Source organism: Pokkaliibacter sp. CJK22405 (assembly GCF_046614695.1).
Classification (GTDB): Bacteria; Pseudomonadota; Gammaproteobacteria; order Pseudomonadales; family Balneatricaceae; genus Pokkaliibacter.
On the sequence record NZ_JBKKHQ010000023.1, the window covers coordinates 1 to 19,639 of the forward strand.

16 protein-coding genes are annotated in these 19,639 nt (G+C 56.3%); 2 read left to right on the forward strand and 14 right to left on the reverse strand.

The window, feature by feature from the left end:
• Positions 1-161: 161 nt before the first annotated feature.
• Positions 162-1,904, reverse strand: coding sequence for a monovalent cation:proton antiporter-2 (CPA2) family protein (locus tag ACKC9G_RS16020; RefSeq protein ID WP_411407222.1), 1,743 nt, complete (start codon positions 1,902-1,904; stop codon positions 162-164).
• 258 nt (positions 1,905-2,162) lie between these two features.
• On the opposite strand from ACKC9G_RS16020, the gene ACKC9G_RS16025 reads away from it, so the two are divergent.
• Positions 2,163-3,926, forward strand: coding sequence for a methyl-accepting chemotaxis protein (locus ACKC9G_RS16025; RefSeq protein ID WP_411407223.1), 1,764 nt, complete (start codon positions 2,163-2,165; stop codon positions 3,924-3,926).
• A 70-nt stretch (positions 3,927-3,996) separates the two neighbouring features.
• Here the strand turns inward: ACKC9G_RS16025 and ilvD are convergent, their stop codons facing one another.
• Positions 3,997-5,841 (reverse strand): dihydroxy-acid dehydratase, encoded by a 1,845-nt coding sequence (ilvD, locus tag ACKC9G_RS16030; protein WP_411407225.1) that lies wholly within the window; start codon positions 5,839-5,841, stop codon positions 3,997-3,999.
• Between the two features lie 206 nt (positions 5,842-6,047).
• On the opposite strand from ilvD, the gene ACKC9G_RS16035 reads away from it, so the two are divergent.
• Positions 6,048-6,704, forward strand: coding sequence for a Crp/Fnr family transcriptional regulator (locus ACKC9G_RS16035; protein ID WP_411407227.1), 657 nt, complete (start codon positions 6,048-6,050; stop codon positions 6,702-6,704).
• A 43-nt stretch (positions 6,705-6,747) separates the two neighbouring features.
• Here ACKC9G_RS16035 and ACKC9G_RS16040 read toward each other — a convergent pair whose 3' ends face one another.
• The 12 genes from ACKC9G_RS16040 to ACKC9G_RS16095 all read right to left on the reverse strand — a co-directional run bounded on the left by ACKC9G_RS16040 (position 6,748) and on the right by ACKC9G_RS16095 (position 19,435).
• Positions 6,748-7,389 carry an MBL fold metallo-hydrolase gene (locus tag ACKC9G_RS16040; protein WP_411407309.1) on the reverse strand — a complete coding sequence of 214 codons (642 nt, stop codon included), beginning with the start codon at positions 7,387-7,389 and terminating at the stop codon, positions 6,748-6,750.
• 85 nt (positions 7,390-7,474) lie between these two features.
• Entirely contained in the window at positions 7,475-8,146 is a 672-nt protein-coding gene (locus tag ACKC9G_RS16045; protein WP_411407229.1) for a hypothetical protein, read from the reverse strand.
• A 268-nt stretch (positions 8,147-8,414) separates the two neighbouring features.
• The gene (locus ACKC9G_RS16050; protein WP_411407231.1) at positions 8,415-9,920 is read right to left on the reverse strand and encodes a methyl-accepting chemotaxis protein; all 1,506 of its coding nucleotides are present in this window, start codon (positions 9,918-9,920) and stop codon (positions 8,415-8,417) included.
• On the reverse strand, positions 9,917-10,573 hold the full coding sequence (locus tag ACKC9G_RS16055) for a DUF6436 domain-containing protein (RefSeq protein ID WP_411407233.1): 657 nt from the start codon (positions 10,571-10,573) through the stop codon (positions 9,917-9,919). Before ACKC9G_RS16055 ends, ACKC9G_RS16050 begins: the two co-directional genes overlap by 4 nt.
• A 145-nt stretch (positions 10,574-10,718) precedes the next feature.
• On the reverse strand, positions 10,719-11,330 hold the full coding sequence (locus tag ACKC9G_RS16060; protein WP_411407235.1) for an SCP2 domain-containing protein: 612 nt from the start codon (positions 11,328-11,330) through the stop codon (positions 10,719-10,721).
• Between the two features lie 10 nt (positions 11,331-11,340).
• Positions 11,341-12,108 (reverse strand): bifunctional demethylmenaquinone methyltransferase/2-methoxy-6-polyprenyl-1,4-benzoquinol methylase UbiE, encoded by a 768-nt coding sequence (gene ubiE, locus ACKC9G_RS16065; protein WP_411407237.1) that lies wholly within the window; start codon positions 12,106-12,108, stop codon positions 11,341-11,343.
• A 108-nt stretch (positions 12,109-12,216) separates the two neighbouring features.
• Positions 12,217-12,597 (reverse strand): gamma-butyrobetaine hydroxylase-like domain-containing protein, encoded by a 381-nt coding sequence (locus tag ACKC9G_RS16070; protein ID WP_411407239.1) that lies wholly within the window; start codon positions 12,595-12,597, stop codon positions 12,217-12,219.
• A 51-nt stretch (positions 12,598-12,648) separates the two neighbouring features.
• Positions 12,649-13,983, reverse strand: a complete 1,335-nt coding sequence (gene hslU, locus ACKC9G_RS16075; protein ID WP_411407240.1) for an ATP-dependent protease ATPase subunit HslU — start codon at positions 13,981-13,983, stop codon at positions 12,649-12,651.
• A gap of 13 nt (positions 13,984-13,996) precedes the next feature.
• Positions 13,997-14,533 carry an ATP-dependent protease subunit HslV gene (gene hslV, locus ACKC9G_RS16080; protein ID WP_411407241.1) on the reverse strand — a complete coding sequence of 179 codons (537 nt, stop codon included), beginning with the start codon at positions 14,531-14,533 and terminating at the stop codon, positions 13,997-13,999.
• Positions 14,534-14,653: 120 nt separating this feature from the next.
• Positions 14,654-15,301 (reverse strand): SPOR domain-containing protein, encoded by a 648-nt coding sequence (locus ACKC9G_RS16085; protein WP_411407243.1) that lies wholly within the window; start codon positions 15,299-15,301, stop codon positions 14,654-14,656.
• A gap of 3 nt (positions 15,302-15,304) precedes the next feature.
• Positions 15,305-17,059, reverse strand: a complete 1,755-nt coding sequence (argS, locus tag ACKC9G_RS16090) for an arginine--tRNA ligase (RefSeq protein WP_411407245.1) — start codon at positions 17,057-17,059, stop codon at positions 15,305-15,307.
• 147 nt (positions 17,060-17,206) lie between these two features.
• The gene (locus ACKC9G_RS16095) at positions 17,207-19,435 is read right to left on the reverse strand and encodes a primosomal protein N' (RefSeq protein ID WP_411407247.1); all 2,229 of its coding nucleotides are present in this window, start codon (positions 19,433-19,435) and stop codon (positions 17,207-17,209) included.
• Positions 19,436-19,639: the final 204 nt, after the last annotated feature.

Here is a 19,639-nt window from a genome sequence, read left to right on the forward strand (position 1 = left end):
TCACGCTTCACGCTTCACGCTTCACGCTTCACGCTTCACGCTTCACGCTTCACGCTTCACGCTTCACGCTTCACGCTTCACGCTGATTAGGTTTTCTATACCTTAAAAAGCATTCAGGCCTGCGTGATGGCAAGCCTGAATGTCTGAGAGGGTTTGTAGGGTCAGTGCGCATCCCATTGAGTGGATTGCGGTCCGGCAGCACGATGAAGGCGTTTGGCATCCAGTTGTGCCAGATCGGCCTCTCGGAAGGCGTGAATACGATCAATCGCCTGATCCCGATGAATTCCCAGTGCCTCCAGGGCTTGCTGACCTACCGCAAGGCTGGTGTCGTAGGTTTCCAGAAACACGTGATCAAGGTCCAGTTCCAGCAGGTGCTGGGCATTCTCCGTATTACGAGCGCGCGCAAATACCTTCACGCCCGGGAAGTGCTGGCGAATCTGACTGGCGGCCTTGCCGGAAATGTCCGGGTTATTGATCGCCAGAATGATCAGCTGCGCTTTATTGGCGCCAGCGGCTTCCAGTACATCGGTGCGAAGAGCATCACCATAGAACACCTCATAACCGAGACGGCGTGCGATACGAATGTGTGCCGGGTTCGCATCGATAGCGGTAAAGGGGATGTGACTGGCCTTGAGGATGCGCGCAACCGTCAGGCCAATACGACCAAAACCAATGATAATGGCCTGTGGCGTATGTTCGGGGAAGGTTTCATGTTCCAGGTCTCCCTGTTCAGGCTCGCTGGAATGCGTTTTGGCTTTTTTCTTGCCCAGATAGCTGTCCATCAGCTTCACGCTGAGAGGCGTCAGGGCCATAGAGAGGCTGACGACCAGAATGAGTATGCCCGTGAGCTCTGGCGCCATTACCTGGCTCTGTAGGGCGGTACTGAAGAGCACAAAAGCAAACTCGCCGCCCTGTGACAGTAATACACCCACTTTCAGAGCATTCTCACGTGACTGGCCAAAGCGCTGCGCCAGGCGATAGATGATGTAGCTCTTGCCTGCCATAAGCACGACCACCAGCGCTGCAATTAGGAAGACATGATCCAGCAGTAGCGCCAGATCCATCTGCATGCCAATGGCCATAAAGAAGAGGCCCAGGAGTAATCCACGGAAGGGTTCAATATCCGCTTCCAGCTGATGACGGAACTCGGAATCAGACATCAGCATCCCGGCCAGGAAGGCGCCCAATGCCATGGACAACCCCACCATTTCTGTCAGCCAGGCCGTTCCCATTACTGTCAGTAGTGCTGCTGCGGTAAAGAGTTCACGACTGCGTGCTTTGGCGACCAGATGAAAGGCGGGCTGCACGATAAAACGCCCAACCAGAATAATCAGTGCGATAGCGCCCATTTCCAGCAGTAGTGTGACGAGCGCATTACTTTCGTGCTGCTTGCTCTCTGCCAGTGCGGATACCAGTGCCAGCAAGGGAACGACTGCCAGATCCTGAAATAGCAGGATGGCAAAGGCGCCGCGTCCATGGTGGCTATTGAGTTCATTTCGCTCCGACATGAGCTGCAAGGCAAAAGCGGTGGAGGAAAGTGCAAGACCAAATCCTGCAACGATGGCGCTTTTCCAGCCGATTCCGGCGATCAGTCCGATAAGTGCCAGCACCAGGCCGCAGGCGATGACCTGAGCACTGCCGAGGCCAAAAACAGCTCGGCGCATGACCCAGAGTCGGCGGGGTTTTAGCTCTAAACCGATAAGAAATAGCAGTAAAACGACGCCAAATTCGGAGAAGTGGAGAATGCTCTCGGTTTCGGTCACAAGGCCAAGTGCGCCTGGGCCGATCAGAAGACCAGCGCCGAGATAACCCAGGATGGCGCCGAGTCCATTCTCTTTGGCGATAGGGACAATGATAACGGCGGCCAGCAGGAAGATGACCGCACTTTGCAGAAAATGATCCATAAGGAGTGCTGTGCTCACAGTGGAGGGTGAAAGTCTGTGGTCACAGACTACGCGAAGGTCTAGCACGCTAAAATGCAAAAATGTCGTCTTTTCGTATCAGAACCCGTGTCAGGTCAAGGTCAGTAGATAAAACTCGGGCTACGCTTGTCTGGATGCTGGGGTTGTTATTGCTTTTAAAAGGGCAGAGCGACGCCAGCCTTGTCACCCTGAGTGAATAATCAAACTAATAACAACAGCACGGATGTCAGGAGGTGGGCAGTGGGACGAGTGTTTCAGCGTTTGTACAAGGCGGTTGAGAGGCGCCTTTTCTTCACTTTAACCCGCAAGCTGCTAGGTAATCTGGGGTTTATTTTTCTGGCGACGACACTGCCATTGTGGGGCATTGCCTGGGCTATGGCAGAGCAGGGTGACCGTGCTACAGAAGCATGGCTGATGCCGTGGTTGTGGGGAATCGCTCTGAGTAATCTGGTGATCTGCACCGGGATTGGCCTTTATATGCGTCATCTCTTCCTGCACCCCATTCGACATATGATCGACGTACTCTCGGCGATCAAAGAGAAAGATGGCGATATCTCTGCCAGCCTGCCGACCTTTACTTACGATGAAATAAGCCTGATGGCCGAGCGCTACAACCACTTCTCCGGCAATCTGAAGGAGGTGATCGATAAGGTGCGTGGCCGCAGCGTCACATTGTCCCTGGAAGCGACCCGGGTGCGTAAGGTGGTGGCGAGCAGCCGGGATGCCATGGCCCAGCTGGAGCAGGCTTCTAACGTTTGTTATCAGGAAAGTGAAAAATCCACCCATACGGTACAGGGGATTGCCTCACACACCTCAAGTATTGCCGCCAAGAATACCGCCACCATCGAAAAGGTTGGCCAGACTGCGCAGGAGCTGACCCATACCAGCCAGCAGATTGAGCAGGCGCATGTGCGTATTAGCGAGTTCCAGCAGACGGTGGGTGAGCTTCGGGAGAACTCTGATCAGATCCAGCGCATTCTGGCGATGGTGAATGATTTCTCTGACCAGACCAACCTGCTGGCTCTTAATGCCGCCATTGAGGCCGCGCGGGCCGGAGATCATGGCCGGGGGTTTTCTGTGGTGGCGGATGAGGTTCGGCAGCTATCACAGAAGGTAGGAGCAGCGACCAAGGAAATTCACGGCTATATCACGCATATGAGCACGCTGGTGGATCATACCCAAAGCGCTTCGGAAGATATTCAATCCACCATCGATAAAGCCCGTACGGTGGTGGAAACCACCTGTCGGGATTTCTCCTCGATGCAGATGGGTTTTCGTGAGAGCAACGAAGAGATTGCCGAGATCAGCCATTCGCTGGCGGCGGTTTCCACCATCAATGAAGTGCTGTTGCGGCGTGTTGCAGAAATTCAGAACCTGACGGAAGCGACCTTTTCTGCGATGGATCAGGCGCGAGGTTTTGTTCGCGAGCTGACACAGACGACAGAAGAGACTCAGCAGTACCTGTCACGCTATCAGATCGGTCGCGGCAGCTTTGAGAAGGTGTTGAACACGGCACGCGGCTTTCGTGATGAGCTTCAGGCTGCCCTGCCTGATCTGGCAAAAGGTGCCAACTTGTTTGATCAGCACTATCAACAGGTCGCAAACACACAGCCACCTAAGTTTCTTACCAGCTATACCCGACAGGTCGAAGATGCGCTGCGTCAGCGTTACGATGCCTTCCTGAAAGCCCATCCCGGGCTGGTTTACGCCATTCTGGTGGATGCCAGAGGTTATGCGCCTGCGCACCATGCGCATGTATCACAGCCGGAAACCGGTGACCCGGCGGTCGATAACCTTAAAAGCCGCCATCATCGCTTGTTTGATGGCAGCGAAGAGGAGAAGCGCCGTGCCGCCAATACTCAGCCCTTCCTGTTGCAGACCTTTATCCGCGATACCGGTGAGGTGATGTTTGATTTGTCCCTTCCGCTGTATATCGACGGGAAGCACTGGGGGGCTTTGATTATGGGTATGAAAGAGGACTCTCTGACCGGACAGCCAGAGTGATTTCGAGGCCTTCCGCGGCAATAAAAAAAGGACGCCGAAGCGTCCTTTTCTATGCAGAGGCCTCAGAGGCTTAGTCTTCCAGCATACTCAGGTCACGCACCGCGCCTTTGTCCGCGCTGGTGGCCAGCATGGCGTAGGCTTTCAGTGCAGGGCTCACCTTGCGAGGACGCTTCTCGGCAGGTTTCCAGCCGTCCTTGCCTTTCTCGTTCATCGCCGCACGACGGGCGGCCAGTTCTTCGTCACTCAGCAGAACGTCAATGCGACGGTTGGGGATGTCGATACGCACACGATCACCCGGCTCAACCAGCGCAATATTACCGCCGCCCGCCGCTTCAGGAGAAACGTGACCGATGGACAGGCCAGAGGTGCCGCCAGAGAAACGGCCGTCAGTCAGCAGGGCGCACTGTTTGCCCAGTCCTTTGGACTTGATGTAGGACGTGGGATAGAGCATTTCCTGCATGCCTGGACCCCCTTTGGGGCCTTCGTAACGGACGATAACGACATCGCCGGCTTTGACCTTGTCATCTAGGATATTGCGTACCGCTTCATCCTGAGATTCGGTGATGTGCGCCGGGCCTTCAAAGACCAGAATGGAGTCATCGACACCGGCGGTTTTTACCACACAGCCATCTTCAGCCAGGTTACCGAACAGTACGGCCAGACCGCCTTCCAGTGAGAAGGCATGTTCCAGTGAGCGGATGCAACCCTGAGCGCGGTCACCGTCCAGGCTGTTCCAGCGCTCAGACTGGCTGAAAGCTACCTGAGTCGGGATGCCTGCAGGGCCTGCACGGTAGAACTCTTTCACCGCCGGGCTTGGGTTGCGCATGATGTCCCATTCATCCAGCGCATCTTTCATGCTGGCGCTGTGGACCGTGGGCAGGTCGGTATGAAGCAGACCCGCACGATCCAGTTCACCCAGAATGCCCATGATACCGCCTGCGCGATGAACATCCTCGATGTGGTATTTCTGGGTGTTGGGCGCGACTTTACACAGCTGTGGCACCTTCCGGGACAGCTTGTCGATATGGCTCAGGTTGAACTCCACCTCAGCTTCACGGGCAATGGCCAGAATGTGCAGGATGGTATTGGTGGAGCCGCCCATGGCGATATCCAGCGTCATCGCATTTTCGAACGTCTGGTAGTTGCAGATATCGCGTGGCAGGACTTTCTCTTCACGCTCGTAATAGGCTTTGGCCAGCTCGACAATACGGTGACCGGCACGCTCGAACAGCTGGCGACGATCTGAGTGAGTCGCCACAACCGTACCGTTACCGGGCAATGCCAGACCCAGCGCTTCGGCCAGGCAGTTCATGGAGTTGGCGGTGAACATCCCTGAGCAGGAACCGCAGGTGGGGCAGGCGGAACGCTCGTATTCGTTGACCTTTTCATCGTCTGCATTGGGATCAGCGGCGATGACCATGGCGTCGACCAGATCCAGCTTATGCTCGGACAGTTTGGTTTTACCGGCTTCCATTGGGCCGCCGGAGACAAAGATGACCGGGATGTTCAGGCGCATGGCGGCCATCAGCATTCCGGGAGTGATCTTGTCGCAGTTGGAGATACAGACCATGGCATCAGCGCAGTGGCCGTTCACCATGTATTCGACCGAGTCGGCGATGATGTCACGGGAAGGCAGCGAATAGAGCATGCCGTCGTGGCCCATGGCGATACCATCGTCGATGGCAATGGTGTTGAATTCTTTGGCTACACCACCGGCTTTTTCGATCTCGCGGGCGACCAGCTGACCCATGTCTTTTAGATGCACGTGGCCGGGGACAAACTGGGTGAAGGAGTTGACGACCGCAATGATCGGTTTCTGGAAGTCGTCATCTTTCATGCCGGTGGCACGCCACAGGGCGCGGGCACCGGCCATATTACGTCCGGCGGTCGAGGTTTTCGAGCGGTAGGCAGGCATGTCAGTTCCTCACAGGGGCGGGTACACGGAACCCTTGATTTGTTTGTTATGGTCGCCCGAATCAACGGGCAAGGCAGACGCATCCGGGATGCAAGGGACGGCAGTGGCGCTGGTGACGGGGAGTCCGTGTAACCTCCAGGCTTGCCGAATGACTGCATCTGACTATTCTAAGCAAAAGAGCTTCACTAGAAAACGGCGTGACGGCGATGACAAAACAACTGCAACGTTTTCGGCAGCAAATTCATGATGTTGCAGGGCTTGATGTCCTGCAGACCGCGGCATTGCTGGAAATTCCTCCGCAAACCTCAGTGTTTCGCCAGGGGGAACGCTGTAATCAGTTCCTTCATGTCGTGGCGGGCACCATGAAAGTCTATGGGCGAACGGCCACCGGGCGGGATCGTACCCTGTATCGGGTCAGTGCCGGTGAGAGCTGTTTACTGACCACCAGTGCGTTGCTGGACGACAGCGATTATGACGTCAGCGCACGCAGCGAAACCTTCATGCAGATACTGGCAATACCGCGTGCGGCGTTTCTGCGTGGCATTGCCGAAAGTGAAGACTTCCGGCAGCTGGTGTTCAGTCGTTATGGCGAGCGTTTGGCCAGTCTGACGGCTTACCTGCAGGCGCTGGCCTTTGATCGGCTAGATGTGACTCTGGCGCGCTATCTGGTGGATCACCAGCATCACGGGCGGGTACCGGTGTCCGTGGAAACGCTGGCGGTACGGCTGGATGCGGAAGTGCTGGCCGTCAGGCAGGTGCTTGAGGAGTTTGAGCAGCGTCACTTCATCATGATCGGCCCGGAATGGATCGATGTTTTGGAGGAGCAGCTGCTCAATTACTACGTAGCTGAGGCGACGGCCTGAACCTGTTGATCGTGCAGGCGGGAAGGGGCGTTGCGTTCGCTCCTTAACCTGCGCGACCGGCGACAAAGGGGTTGGTGCGGCGCTCTTCGCCGAGAGTTGACTCCGGTCCGTGACCCGGTACAAAACGGACATCATCACCCAGTGGGAACAGCTTGGTCTGAATCGCGTTGATCAGATCCTGATGGTTGCCGCCGGGAAAATCCGTTCGGCCAATTGAGCCTTTAAACAGCACATCACCCACCTGCGCCCAGCGGCTTTCGGGATGATAGAAAATCACATGGCCTGGTGTATGTCCGGGACAGTGATAAACCTCCAGCGTTAACTCGCCCAGTGCGACCTTATCACCCTCTTCCAGCCAGCGATCCGGAGTGAAGCCTTCAACCGGCGCAAAGCCAAACATTTGAGCCTGCTGTGCCAGTGCTTCAATCCAGTACTGATCCGCTGTGTGCGGGCCTTCAATCGGCAAGCTCTGTTGCTGGCTAAGTTCAGCGGTGGCGCCGACATGATCCAGATGGCCGTGAGTGAGCAGGATTTTCTTCAGAGTCAGACCTTCTTCCGCCACCGCCTCCAGCAAGCGCGCGGGCTCGCCGCCCGGATCAATCAGTGCAGCTTCGTTTGTGCTGTCACACCAGATCAGGGTGCAGTTTTGCTGGAATGCCGTTACCGGCAAGACGCGATAGCGCAGCATAAAAAGGCCTCGTCAAAGAATCGAAAGGGATATCTTCAATGACGAGGCGGGGAGGTGCAAGGTGTGGCCGCGGTGCTGAGCCTCAGAAGCTGACCTCACGCAGCGGGAAATAGCCCATTTCCTCATGGTCAGCGTAAACCCACTGTTGGTTCAGGTTCTTCTTTTGACAGGCACAGCCAAATTGCATGGCGGTACGGACAGGCAGTGGAATGCCCATGGAAATGGACTGCAGCGGTGTTTCGACCAGACCCGTGCTGGCGACGCTGCCACAATCCCCCGAAACGTCGGTGTAGGGGCCAAAGTAAACGGGGTTCTTGTGTTGATCGAGAATCAGGGCGGCAGGCATCGGAGGAATGTCAGCAACCAACGGCTCCTGAATCACACCAATCTGGCCATTCCAGGCATGAATCAGTGCGCTCCACAGGCGCTGGTCGAGCAGCCGTGGTTTCCCTACCAGTACCAGATGAACGCCCTGATGGGCATAGCGCATACCAAGATCGGTCAGATACGCCACCACTACTTCGTTACTTTCGCAGTCGGGCGCCCAGAAGTGCAGCAAGTGGGCTTCATCATCATCTTCGGGGATATGGTCAAGCAGCGGTTGCCAGCTGACAGGGAGTTCGTTGGCATAGCTGCGCCATTCACTGCCGATACCAAAGGCCGTTTTATAGTAATGGTTGGCACCCCAGAGTGCCGCAGCGATGGAGACGACCCACAGGATCAGCAGTTTCAGTGAGAATACGGGGCTTTTCATGGCGCTGACCTCCTGAACCTGACAGCATTTTTAAACAGGTTCATTGTACGGCGTTGAGTCAGAGGGTTAGTGTCAGTTAGATAATCAATAGTGACAGGTTAGACAGTTTATTTTATTTAGGCAAGATTCTGCGGGATGAATGGTGAGAGGAAGGCTTCTCAAAACATGTGAGCTTGCGGTAAAGCGCGATGAACCATAAAAAAGCCCCACCCGAAGGTGAGGCTTGCTGACGGATACGTTGAACGCCAGGGGGGGGGGGGAGATGTGTTCAGGTCAGGCGGAACTGATTCGCCATGCCGGTAAGCTGGCGCACATCCTGACGTAGCTGCTCGCTCAGACGCTCCATTTCGGAAGCGCTCTGCTCGGAGTGTTCTACCTGCTCGCCAATCATGTAGCTCTGTTCCTGCACCTGACCGATCCAGCTGCTTTGCTGACTGACTGCACCATCCATCTTGCGGTTGTTATTGAGGACGCGGCTGACAGCGTCCTGCATTTCCTGCAGCTTGGCATGCAGCGTGGAGACCTGACTAATGGCTTCCTGACCACATTCATGCTGGTGCTCGGCGCCATCGACCAGTTGCTGGGTTTCGCTGCCCAGATTGCTGGTGAGTTTGTGGATATCTTCGGTGGCCACCTGAGTTCGCGCCGCAAGGCCACGGACTTCATCGGCAACGACCGCAAAGCCACGGCCGGCTTCACCAGCACGGGCGGCCTCAATCGCCGCATTCAACGCCAACAGATTGGTTTGCTCAGCGATGCTGTTGATAACGTCCAGCGCCGAGGCGATTTCCTTGCTACGGGTGGCAAAGTTCTGAATTACCGGCAGGCTGGACTGCATGCTGTCGCTCAGGGTTTGCATGTAGCCAAAGAGTTCATCGGCGGATGAGCGGCAATCGCGCAGGCTGTTGTCGCTCTTCGCCAGCTCATCACGGTTCTCATTATTGTGATGTTCCAGTTGCTCACTCAGGCTGCTCAGGCCGGAGACGGCCTCTTTCAACATGGATGAGCCTTTGGCGCTGCTGCTGGCCTGTTGCTGGGCCTCCTGAGTCGAGTGGCCAAGAATGTCGCTGGCGTTATCGAGTGCGGTGGATTGCTGGTTCAGTGAGGCGGCCATATCGCGCAGACGGTTGATGAATGCCAGTAATTGCTGACCCATAGGCGAGGTTGCCGTCAGATTTGAGGTCAGCGTTACCTGCTGGCTGTTCTGCTTCAGTTCCAGGGACTCAATCAGGCTCAGCACATCATTCGCGGACTCGGCCGCTTTCATGGCGTTCACTGACATCACGATCAATACCGCCGATTCCAGCACCACGTAGACCGCGTGAATAATCACGATGTCAAACTTGGAGCCCGCGGCAAAAGCGTAAACGCCAGTATTGGCCATCTGCAGGAAGTAGAAGGTCAGGTGGTGGATGGCAATGGTGACCGCCGCCACAACGACCACTTTCCAGTCTCGGTAATAGAGCAGGAAAGCCAGCAAGGCGAAGATCCCGAAGTGTAATTCGACCAGTCCGCGGCCCTGGTGGATTAGCAGCGCTGAAAACACCATAAAGGCGATTGCCACTGAGCAGCGGGAGATAAAGCTGCCCGGCTGCAGCCTGATGAGCAAAATGGGCACCAGCATGCTTGGCAGGCCGATGACCAGCGCTGGCAGCCAGGTGTCGTACCAGGGAGCAACGGCCAGACAGACGATGAAGTGTGCTACCAGCACACCTGTCATGACACGATCGCCGCTCTGGCGAATCTGATCAAGCAGTGAGTTGGTTTTGTTCATAGGGTGCCTCGCAATACAGGCTGGTAAACCACGTCCGCAGGACGGGCAGAGGAAAATTCGGGCTGATCACAGAAGCAGCCAAAGCTGAGGTAGGACTGGGGTCGTACCGGCATTGCATCGACCACCGACTGCAAGGGGTATTCAATAAGCCCTTCATCAGCGACTGAACAGTCCGCAGAAGAAGAGTATGGACCGAAATAGATGGGTTGTTGATGTGCATCAAGCACCAGTGCCGCAGGGGTGCCAGGAATGACGGGTTTTAGTGGAGCGCTGAGAATGCCGATATGGCCATCCCAGGTTTTCTCGACCCGACGCCAGAGCTTGGGCAGCTCTTCATCCGGATGGCCAATAACGACCAGCTGAATACCTTCCGCAGAAAAGCGTGCACCCAGACGGGCAAGGTGTTCGAGGTTGCCAACATTGCAGGCACAGTTGGGCGTCCAGAAATGCAGGAGGTAGCCTTTGGCTGCGTCTTTCGGCAGCCGGGCCAACAAGGGCTGAAGTTCAGCAGGCAGGGTTTCTGGATAAAAGCGCCAGCTTTCACTGGTATCAAAGCTGCGAAGATTACGCCACTGAAACCACCAGAAAGCCGTGGCCATGGCAATCACCCATACCACGAGAATCGAAACTGAAAGCACGGTGCGCTGTGTCATGGCCCCCCTCCCTGAAAAACTCACCTCAGAATTCGCAACGCGAAATTCCTATAAGACAGGAGGGATTATAAAAGGGGGCGATAACGCAAGTATGTCAGTTATCGTACTGAGCGTGACAGGAATGACAGTTAATAGATAATCGTTCTTATTTCGCGCTAGCAGCTGCTTCCTGCAAGGCGAAGCGGGCTTCCAGGCGGTCCAGGCGAAGTTGCAAAGCCTGACTGTCGGAAATCCAGTCTTCAATCTGATAGCGGTTAGGGAGGACTTTCAACTCTTCCTGCAGGTACTCCTGCACATCCTGATGCAGATCGCCGCGAGCGCGACTCAGCCAGCGCTTTCCACTCTGAAACCACTGCCCAAAACTATGAGCAGGAACGTCTCCAACGTAGCTGGCGAGCCAGCCCTCCCAGTCCGGGTCCAGTTGCTGAACCAGCGTATTTAACGCTTCGCACAAGCCAAGGTCGCCTTCGATAATGAGGCCCGAAGCTGCCGCCGGACGCTGATCCTTCATCATTCGCAGGAACTGGCTGCTGTCGCCTTTCATGCGCAGGTCGCAGGTGTCGGTATCCCCCGGCATCAGGGTCAGGCCTGCGCTGGTGATCAGCACCTGCAAAGTTGTGATGCTCTGGATCTCAATGGCAACGCACTTGCCGGTATGGGGGGCAAGGATTTCCTGTGCCAGCGGATCACGCTGCAATACTGCATTAACCCGATCTTCGGCGGTGGCGAATATCAGTTCCTGAAGAGATTGCAGCATGGAGTGATCCTCAGGGCTTGATGCCCATGTGCAAGGCAACAATGCCCTGGGTCAGGTTGTCGTAGTTCACGCGAACGAAGCCTGCGTTTTCCATCATGCCTTTCAGGGTTTCCTGATCGGGGTGCATACGGATCGACTCAGCCAGATAGCGATAGGAGTCGCTGTCGTTGGCGATGATCTGGCCCATCATGGGTAGCAGAGTGAAGGAGTAGGTGTCGTACAGCTTGCTCATCAGCGGGTTGTTGGTTTTGGAGAACTCCAGTACCAGCAGGCGGCCACCGGGCTTCAGAACCCGCAGCATGGAGGCAATGGCCTTGTCCTTGTCTGTGACATTACGCAGGCCAAAGGCAATGGTGATGATGTCGAAGGTGTTATCGGGAAAGGGCAGGCATTCGGCATTGGCCTGCACAAACTCAATATTGCCGACGGCGCCCTTGTTGGTGAGCTTGTCGCGGCCAACATTGAGCATGGAGTCGTTGATGTCGGCCAGTACCACTTTACCGGTCGGGCCAACAATCTGGCTGAACTTGAGGGTCAGGTCACCAGTACCGCCGGCAATATCCAGAATGGTCTGGCCTTTGCGCACGGCGCTGCGATTGATGGTGTGGCGCTTCCACAGACGGTGGATACCGCCGGACATCAGGTCATTCATCAGGTCATATTTGCCAGCAACCGAGTGGAAAACTTCGGCAACCCGGCCCACCTTGTCCTCGACTGCGACCTGTTCGTAACCGAAGTGAGTAGTGCCTGCGCCGGAAGTTGTGTCCTTCTCGCTCATTGCTGTGACCTTATCGATAAATGGAAATTGGTGGCTATTGTAAAGCCTTGAGCCCTGTGGGCCTACCTCTGAAACAGCTCAATCACGCCGGGGGAATTGAGGCCGGTGTCAGAGAAAACGCACAACGCTTTCACTGGGGTCGCGTGAGGCCTTGGCATCGTCCAGGCGTTTCAGGTAAGACTGCCATTTTGCCTCCTGATCGACGCACAACTCAAACAGATAATCCCAGGTGTAAAGGCCTGAATCATGGCCGTCATCAAAGGTCATCTTTACGGCATACTGGCCGCTGGGCTCAACCTTGACCAGCCGCACATTCACTTTACCGATTTGCAGTACCTCGTTGCCTTTGCCGTGACCCCGGACTTCGGCGGAAGGTGAGTGAACACGCAGGAATTCTGCAGGCAAATGAAAGTGGCGACCTTCGGGATACACCAGCTCCAGCGTATTGGAACCTTTGTGTAATTTGATGGCGGTGGGTCTCGGCGTCATGGTGCTTATCCGCAAAAGAGAAAGGGGCGCTGAGCGCCCCTGAGTATCGGTTTACAGAATGTACTGGCTGAGGTCCTGATCCTTGGCCAGATCACCCAGGTATTTATCCACATAGGCCGCATCAATGGCGACATCCTGCTGCTCGTCACCCGATAGGTAGGAGACCTCTTCCAGCAGACGCTCCATCAGGGTGTGCAGGCGACGGGCACCAATGTTCTCGGTCTGCTCGTTAACCTGGAAAGCCAGCTCCGCCAGACGGCGAATACCACTTTCCTCAAAGCTGATGTTGACGCCTTCTGTGCCCAGCAGTGCCTGATACTGCTCGGTCAGGGAGAAGTTAGGCTCCGTCAGGATGCGACCGAAATCGTCCGGTGTCAGCGCATTCAGCTCAACGCGGATTGGCAGACGGCCCTGCAGCTCAGGAATCAGATCTGAAGGCTTGGACAGGTGGAACGCACCTGAGGCAATAAACAGAATATGGTCGGTTTTGATCATGCCCTGCTTGGTATTCACGGTGCAGCCTTCGATCAGTGGCAGCAGGTCACGCTGAACCCCTTCACGGGAAACATCATTTCCGCTGGTTTCGCCACGCTTGGCGACCTTGTCGATCTCATCAATAAAGACGATACCGTTCTGCTCAACCAGCTCGACCGCACGGGCTTTAAGATCATCATCCTTGACCAGACGAGCCGCTTCTTCTTCCTGCAGCTTCTTGAGAGCATCCTTCACCTTCAGGCGACGGCTCTTCTTGCGCTCGTTGCCCATGTTGGAGAACAGGCTCTGCAGCTGATTGGTCATCTCTTCCATGCCAGGAGGGGCCATGATCTCGACACCCATGGGGCTGTCAGAGACTTCGATATCAATTTCCTTGTCGTCCAGATCCCCTTCACGCAGCTTCTTGCGGAAGACCTGACGAGTGGCGTTGTCGCTTGGGCGCGCAGCGGCTTCCTGTTCAAAGCTGGTGGCACTGCGAGCGCTGGGCAGCAGGGCATCCAGAATGCGCTCTTCGGCGGCATCCATGGCTTTGTCCTGCACTTTTTTCATTTCCTGTTCACGCAGCATTTTTACCGCCGCGTCAGAAAGATCGCGGATGATGGATTCCACATCACGGCCGACATAGCCCACTTCGGTGAACTTGGTTGCTTCGACTTTCAGGAAAGGGGCGTTAGCCAGCTTGGCCAGACGACGGGCTATCTCGGTTTTACCGACACCGGTCGGGCCAATCATCAGAATATTCTTGGGAGTAATTTCTGCACGCTGCTCAGCAGGCAGCTGCATCCGGCGCCAGCGGTTACGCAAGGCAATGGCCACGGCGCGCTTGGCTTCGTCCTGGCCGATGATGTGCCGGTTCAGTTCATGCACGATTTCACGGGGAGTCATAGACATAGCGGCGTAATCCTCAGGCCTCAGAAGTGTTGTCGATCTTCTCGATCGTCAGATGATGGTTGGTGTACACGCAGATATCTGCGGCCATCGCGAGCGCTTTCTCAGTGATTTCCTGAGCGCCAAGATTGGTGTTTTCCAGCAGGGCACGGCCGGCAGCCATGGCGAAGTTGCCACCGGAGCCGATGGTCAGGATGCCGTGTTCGGGCTCGACCACATCGCCGGTGCCGCTGATCAGCAGAGAGGCCTGTTGGTCGGCCACAATCAGCATGGCTTCCAGACGGCGAAGGGCACGGTCGCTGCGCCACTCTTTGGCCATTTCTACCGCCGCACGGGTCAGGTGGCCGGAGTGTTTTTCCAGATGACCTTCAAAGCGTTCGAACAGGGTGAAAGCATCCGCCGTGGAACCAGCAAAACCTGCCAGCACCTTGCCATGATAAAGGCGGCGTACCTTACGGGCGTTACCCTTCATCACGCTCTGGCCCAGTGATACCTGGCCGTCGCCGCCGACGACAACTTCACCCTCACGGCGAACACATACAATCGTGGTCATCCCATTCTCCATACGCCGGAATCAGCTTCCGGAAAGACTCAGTTTTTCAGTTACTGGGGAGGTGGAGGCGGGGGCGGGTAATTTCAAGTGCTGGTTGCCAGCACTTGAAGGTAGGGCGGGTCAGTTGGCGCGCAGACGCAGAGACTGCATGCCAGCAGAATAGAGCTTCTGTTCGGCATGGATGAGCGGGCTGCCGCCTAATGGACCAAGGCGGACGCGATACCAGCCATCGCCAGGAACGATGGACACATTGGAGAAGCCTTTCAGTAACAACTGAGCGCGAACCTTTTCTGCCTCAGGCTGTGTGCGGAAAGCGCCGACCTGTAGCATGAACATGCTGTCTGAGGCCTTGGCCGGAGTGGCATCGCCGGAAGCCGAGGCTTTGTCGGCAGTGGAAGAGGCTTCCTCCACCGCTGGCGGTTTGACTTCCAGTGGCGTAACACCCGGTGGCAGAGGCACTTCAGACTCAGGCAGCATCTTGTAGAAGTCCCAGTCCTTGGTGGCCACATCCGTTGCCGGTTTGACCTTGGTCCGGGGCTTGGGCTTTTCTTCTTTGGCTTCTTCCTTGGGAGCTGCCAGCGCCTCCTGCGTCACCTGCGGATCGGTTTTCACCGTCGCCAGTTTCACCAGAATAGCGATAAACAGCCCCAGCAGTACCAGAACGCTAATCAGCCGCCAGGATAACCCCGAGCGTTTAGGCGGCTTTTTACGGCCGCCATTATTGCTGGAGCGTCGGGCATTGCGCTTGGCAAAATCCTGAGTCGCCATTGCTTACATGCTTTCTGGTGCGCTGACACCCAGCAGGGTCAGACCGTTTTCCAGAACCTGACGCGCTGCCTGGGACAGGGTCAGACGAGCATCACGCAGGTTAACGTCATCGACCAGCATACGATGGGCGTTGTAGTAACTGTGGAAGTCGCCTGCCAGCTCTCGCAGGTAATGCGCCAGCACATGAGGGTCGCCATTCACTGCACTGTTTTCCAGAGTTTCCGGATAACGCGCCAGTTTCTGCATCAGGTCTTTTTCAGACTCTTCAACCAGCAGGTCCAGATGGTTAAGACCGCGATCCAGAGAGAATTTCTCGCCTTCCTGATCGGCTTTAAGCGCCATGGTGCAGATACGTGCATGAGCGTACTGGATGTAATAAACCGGGTTGTCCTTGCTTTCGGACTTGGCCAGATCAAGGTCGAAGTCCATGTGCTGTTCGGCTTTACGGCTGACGTAGAAGAAGCGTGCAGCATCATTACCGACTTCATCACGCAGTTCACGCAGGGTGACGAAGGAGCCGGAGCGGGTCGACATCTGCACGCGCTCACCGCCGCGATAAAGAATAGCGAACTGCACCAGACGAATCTGGATGCGCTCAGGGTCATAACCCAGAGCTTCGCAGGCTGCTTTCATGCGGGGAATGTAGCCGTGGTGATCTGCACCCCAGACATAGATCACACGGTCAAAACCACGCTCAAACTTGTTCTGAACGTAAGCAATGTCAGAGGCAAAGTAGGTGGTTTGGCCGTTGTCGCGCTTGACGACACGATCCTTGTCATCACCAAAGGTGGTGGAGCGGAACCATAGCGCACCTTTCTCTTCGTAGATGTGGCCGTTCTTTTCCAGTGTCTCGATCGCGCGCTCGACATTGTCAGACAGGCTGCGCTCGGAGAACCACTCATCAAAGTGCACGCCGAACTCGCCAAGATCCTGACGGATGTCATCCAGAATACGGGTCAGACCCAGCTGGAAGACCACCTCGTACGGCTCGTTGCCGAGCAGTTCACGGGATTTATCGATCAGCGCATCAATGTGCTCTTCTTTGTCACCACCGGCAGGTTCATCAGCAGGAATGCCCGCGAAAACGCTGTCAGCAGAATGACGATAGGCATCACCAATGCGCTCTTTGAGTTCTTCAGCGTAGGCCAGGATGTAGTCACCCTTGTAGCCATTGCTGGGGAAGGTGAAAGTCTCACCACACACTTCCAGATAACGCAGCCAGACGCTGGCGGCGAGAATGTTCATCTGACGGCCGGCATCATTCACATAGTATTCGCGCTGGACATCGTAGCCTGCCGCAGCCATCAGGTTGCTCAGGGTTGCGCCATAGGCAGCACCACGGCCGTGGCCTACGTGCAGAGGGCCGGTTGGGTTGGCAGAGACGAACTCGACCTGAACCTTGTCCTGCTGGCCAATAGTGCTACGACCAAAACGGTTGCCTTCGCTCAGAATGGTGGCAACGACCGCGCTGGTGCTGGCAGTGCTGACAAAGAAGTTGATAAAACCGGGGCCGGCGATTTCCACCTTGGTGACGGCAGCGTCAGCGGGCAGGGCATCAATCACAGCCTGAGCCAGTTCGCGTGGATTTCGTCGGGCAGGCTTGGCCAGCACCATGGCGATGTTGGTGGCAAAGTCGCCGTGAGCCTTGTCACGGGTATTGTCTACCTGAGGTTGAACATCGGTATCCGCAGGCAAAGTACCTGCAGCCTTCAGCGAATCCAGTGCGCTGGAGATCAGATTGGCAATCAGCTCTTTCATTATGACCCGAGCGTTTTCACGCGTTTTTGACTGTCTGTCGACAAAATCTGGAGGGAAAATTTAGCGGTCATTATGGCGATAAGGGCCTGCAGGCGCAACCAGCATGGCGGCCCGTCCGGCGCCAATCTGCCTTGCCTTTTAGCCTGCCTAGAAGGTGTCCGCAGGATCCACATCCAGTGACCAGCGAAGGCCGCCTGGTACGGGGTTTAGTTCAATCAGGGCGCAGAGCCAGTGCAGCTGATAATGCAGCGCCTTGCGATTATCGCCGTAAAGATGCAGCAGCGCCCGGTAACGGTCATGACGCCGCTCCATACTGGCGGGCAAGGGGCCTGCCAACTGGCAGTCATTGCGCTGTTCACTCACCAGATGCTGCGTCAGGGTGTCACGAATCTCCTGCAGCCAGTTCAGTGCGACGTTGGGGCGCTGATGATCTGCTCTCAGCAAGGCCATGGGTTGCCAGGGCGGCAATCCGACATGCTCACGGCTGATAAGCTCCTGCTGGGCGAAGGCACGGTAGCCTTCATCGCAGAGGGTTTCGATAAGAGGATGATCCGCATGGGCCGTCTGCAGAATGACTTCCCCGGCTTTGTCGGCGCGACCGGCCCGGCCCGCGACCTGAACCAACAGCTGCGCCATACGCTCCATTCCACGGAAATCCGCGCTGAACAAACCCTGGTCAGCATCAATAATGGCGACGAGAGTGACGTTGGGAAAATGGTGCCCTTTGGCCAGCATCTGGGTGCCGACCAGAATGCAGGGCTCGCCTTTGTGCACAGGTTCCAGCAGGGTTTCCATCCGCGTCTTGCCACGCACAGTGTCACGGTCGATACGGATGACTGGCGTCTCAGGGAAATGCTGTTGCAGGCTGTCTTCGCCCCGTTCTGTGCCCTGACCCACGGGTTCGAGCCCCGGTTGATGGCATTCCGGACAGGTCAACGGAATTGGCGTCATGTGATCGCAATGGTGGCAGTTCAGCGAGCGGCTACGCTTGTGCAAGGTCATGCGTGCATCGCAGAACTCGCATTCGGCCAGCCAGCCGCAGGAAGGACAGTGCAGGCTGGGAGCAAAACCGCGACGGTTAAGGAAAACCAGCACTTGCTGGCCCGCCTCCAGGTGCGCCTGCATGCGTGCCAATAAAGGCTCACTGAAACCGTCCTGTAGCGGCAGCTTGCGAATATCAAGGCGCTCAATGGTCGGGGCGATGGCGTTACCCGCGCGCTCATCCAGGCGGTGATAGCGATAATGCTGGCGCAGGGCATTGTGCAGACTTTCCAGTGATGGCGTGGCTGAACCCAGCAATACCGGCACCTGCGCTCGCTGGGCACGCACGATCGCTAAGTCACGGGCGTGATAACGAAAACCTTCCTGTTGCTTGAAAGAGGCATCGTGCTCTTCATCAATCACGATCAGGCCAAGGTTGGGCATCGGCGCCATCAGTGCCGAGCGTGTGCCGATCAGAATGCAGGCGCTGGCTTCACGCGCTTCCAGCCAGGCGTGCAGGCGCTCAGTGTCATTCATGCCGGAGTGCATAATGGCGACATTGACCTGAAAACGATGGCGGAAACGGCGCAGAGTCTGCGGGGTAAGTCCGATTTCCGGCACCAGCACCAGCACCTGTTTACCCTGCCGCAGTACCTGTTCAATCAGTTGCAGATAGACTTCAGTCTTGCCGCTCCCGGTCACGCCATCCAGCAAGTGAACGTGAAAGCCATCCAGTTGCGATGCGATGGCTTCGAGCACTTGCTGCTGTGCTGTGCTGAGTGAGTGCGGCACTTCGGCGAGCAGTTTTCCCTGGTGCTTGCCTGGGCGTTGCTCACGCTCGATCTTTTCAATCAGTTCACGTTTTTCCAGACTGCTAAGCGTCTGGGAGGAATACTCCAGTGTGCGCAGGGCTTCCTGCGTCAGGCCATTAGGCATGTGCTGCAGTTCGGCCAGCAGCTGTTGCTGGCGGATGCCTTTAAGACTGTCCGCAGGGGTTGACCTGCCTGAGGTGGTCACCCGCCAGAGCGTCTGAATGGGGAAGTGAGCTGGTTTACCCTGACGCAAAGCGGCGGGCAGTGCATGGTGCAACACCTCTCCCAGCGGATGGCAATAATACTGGGCTGCCCAGCGCAACAAGTTCAGCATGGCTTCATCAAGCGCTGGCGTGTCATCGACCAGTTCCGTGAAAGGTCGGACTTTAGCAGGCTCAAGCAGGGTGGTGGCACGTACCTGATTAATCACTCCCAGCACACGCCGTGGGCCAAACTGTACCCAGACCCGCATGCCCGGCATAAGGCTCTGCGGATCAATGCCTTCAGGCACGCGATAGTCGAAGGCCTGAAACAGCGGTACAGGCACGACAACTTCTACATAGCAGGGCGATGACTCGGGCACGCAGACCTCATGATGCTGGCAGCAGAAAACTCCGGGCTAGTGTAGAGAGCAGGGCTGGCGCTGTACATCTTTCAGCGGTGTGGATGGGCTCGGACGAAGCTCAATATCAGGTGTATAAAAAGTAAGCAGTGCTTGCGAAGCAGGGGTGGAGGCTGGTAGAATGCGCGCCCTTGCCACAGATGTATGAATTTTTCAGGCATTTGA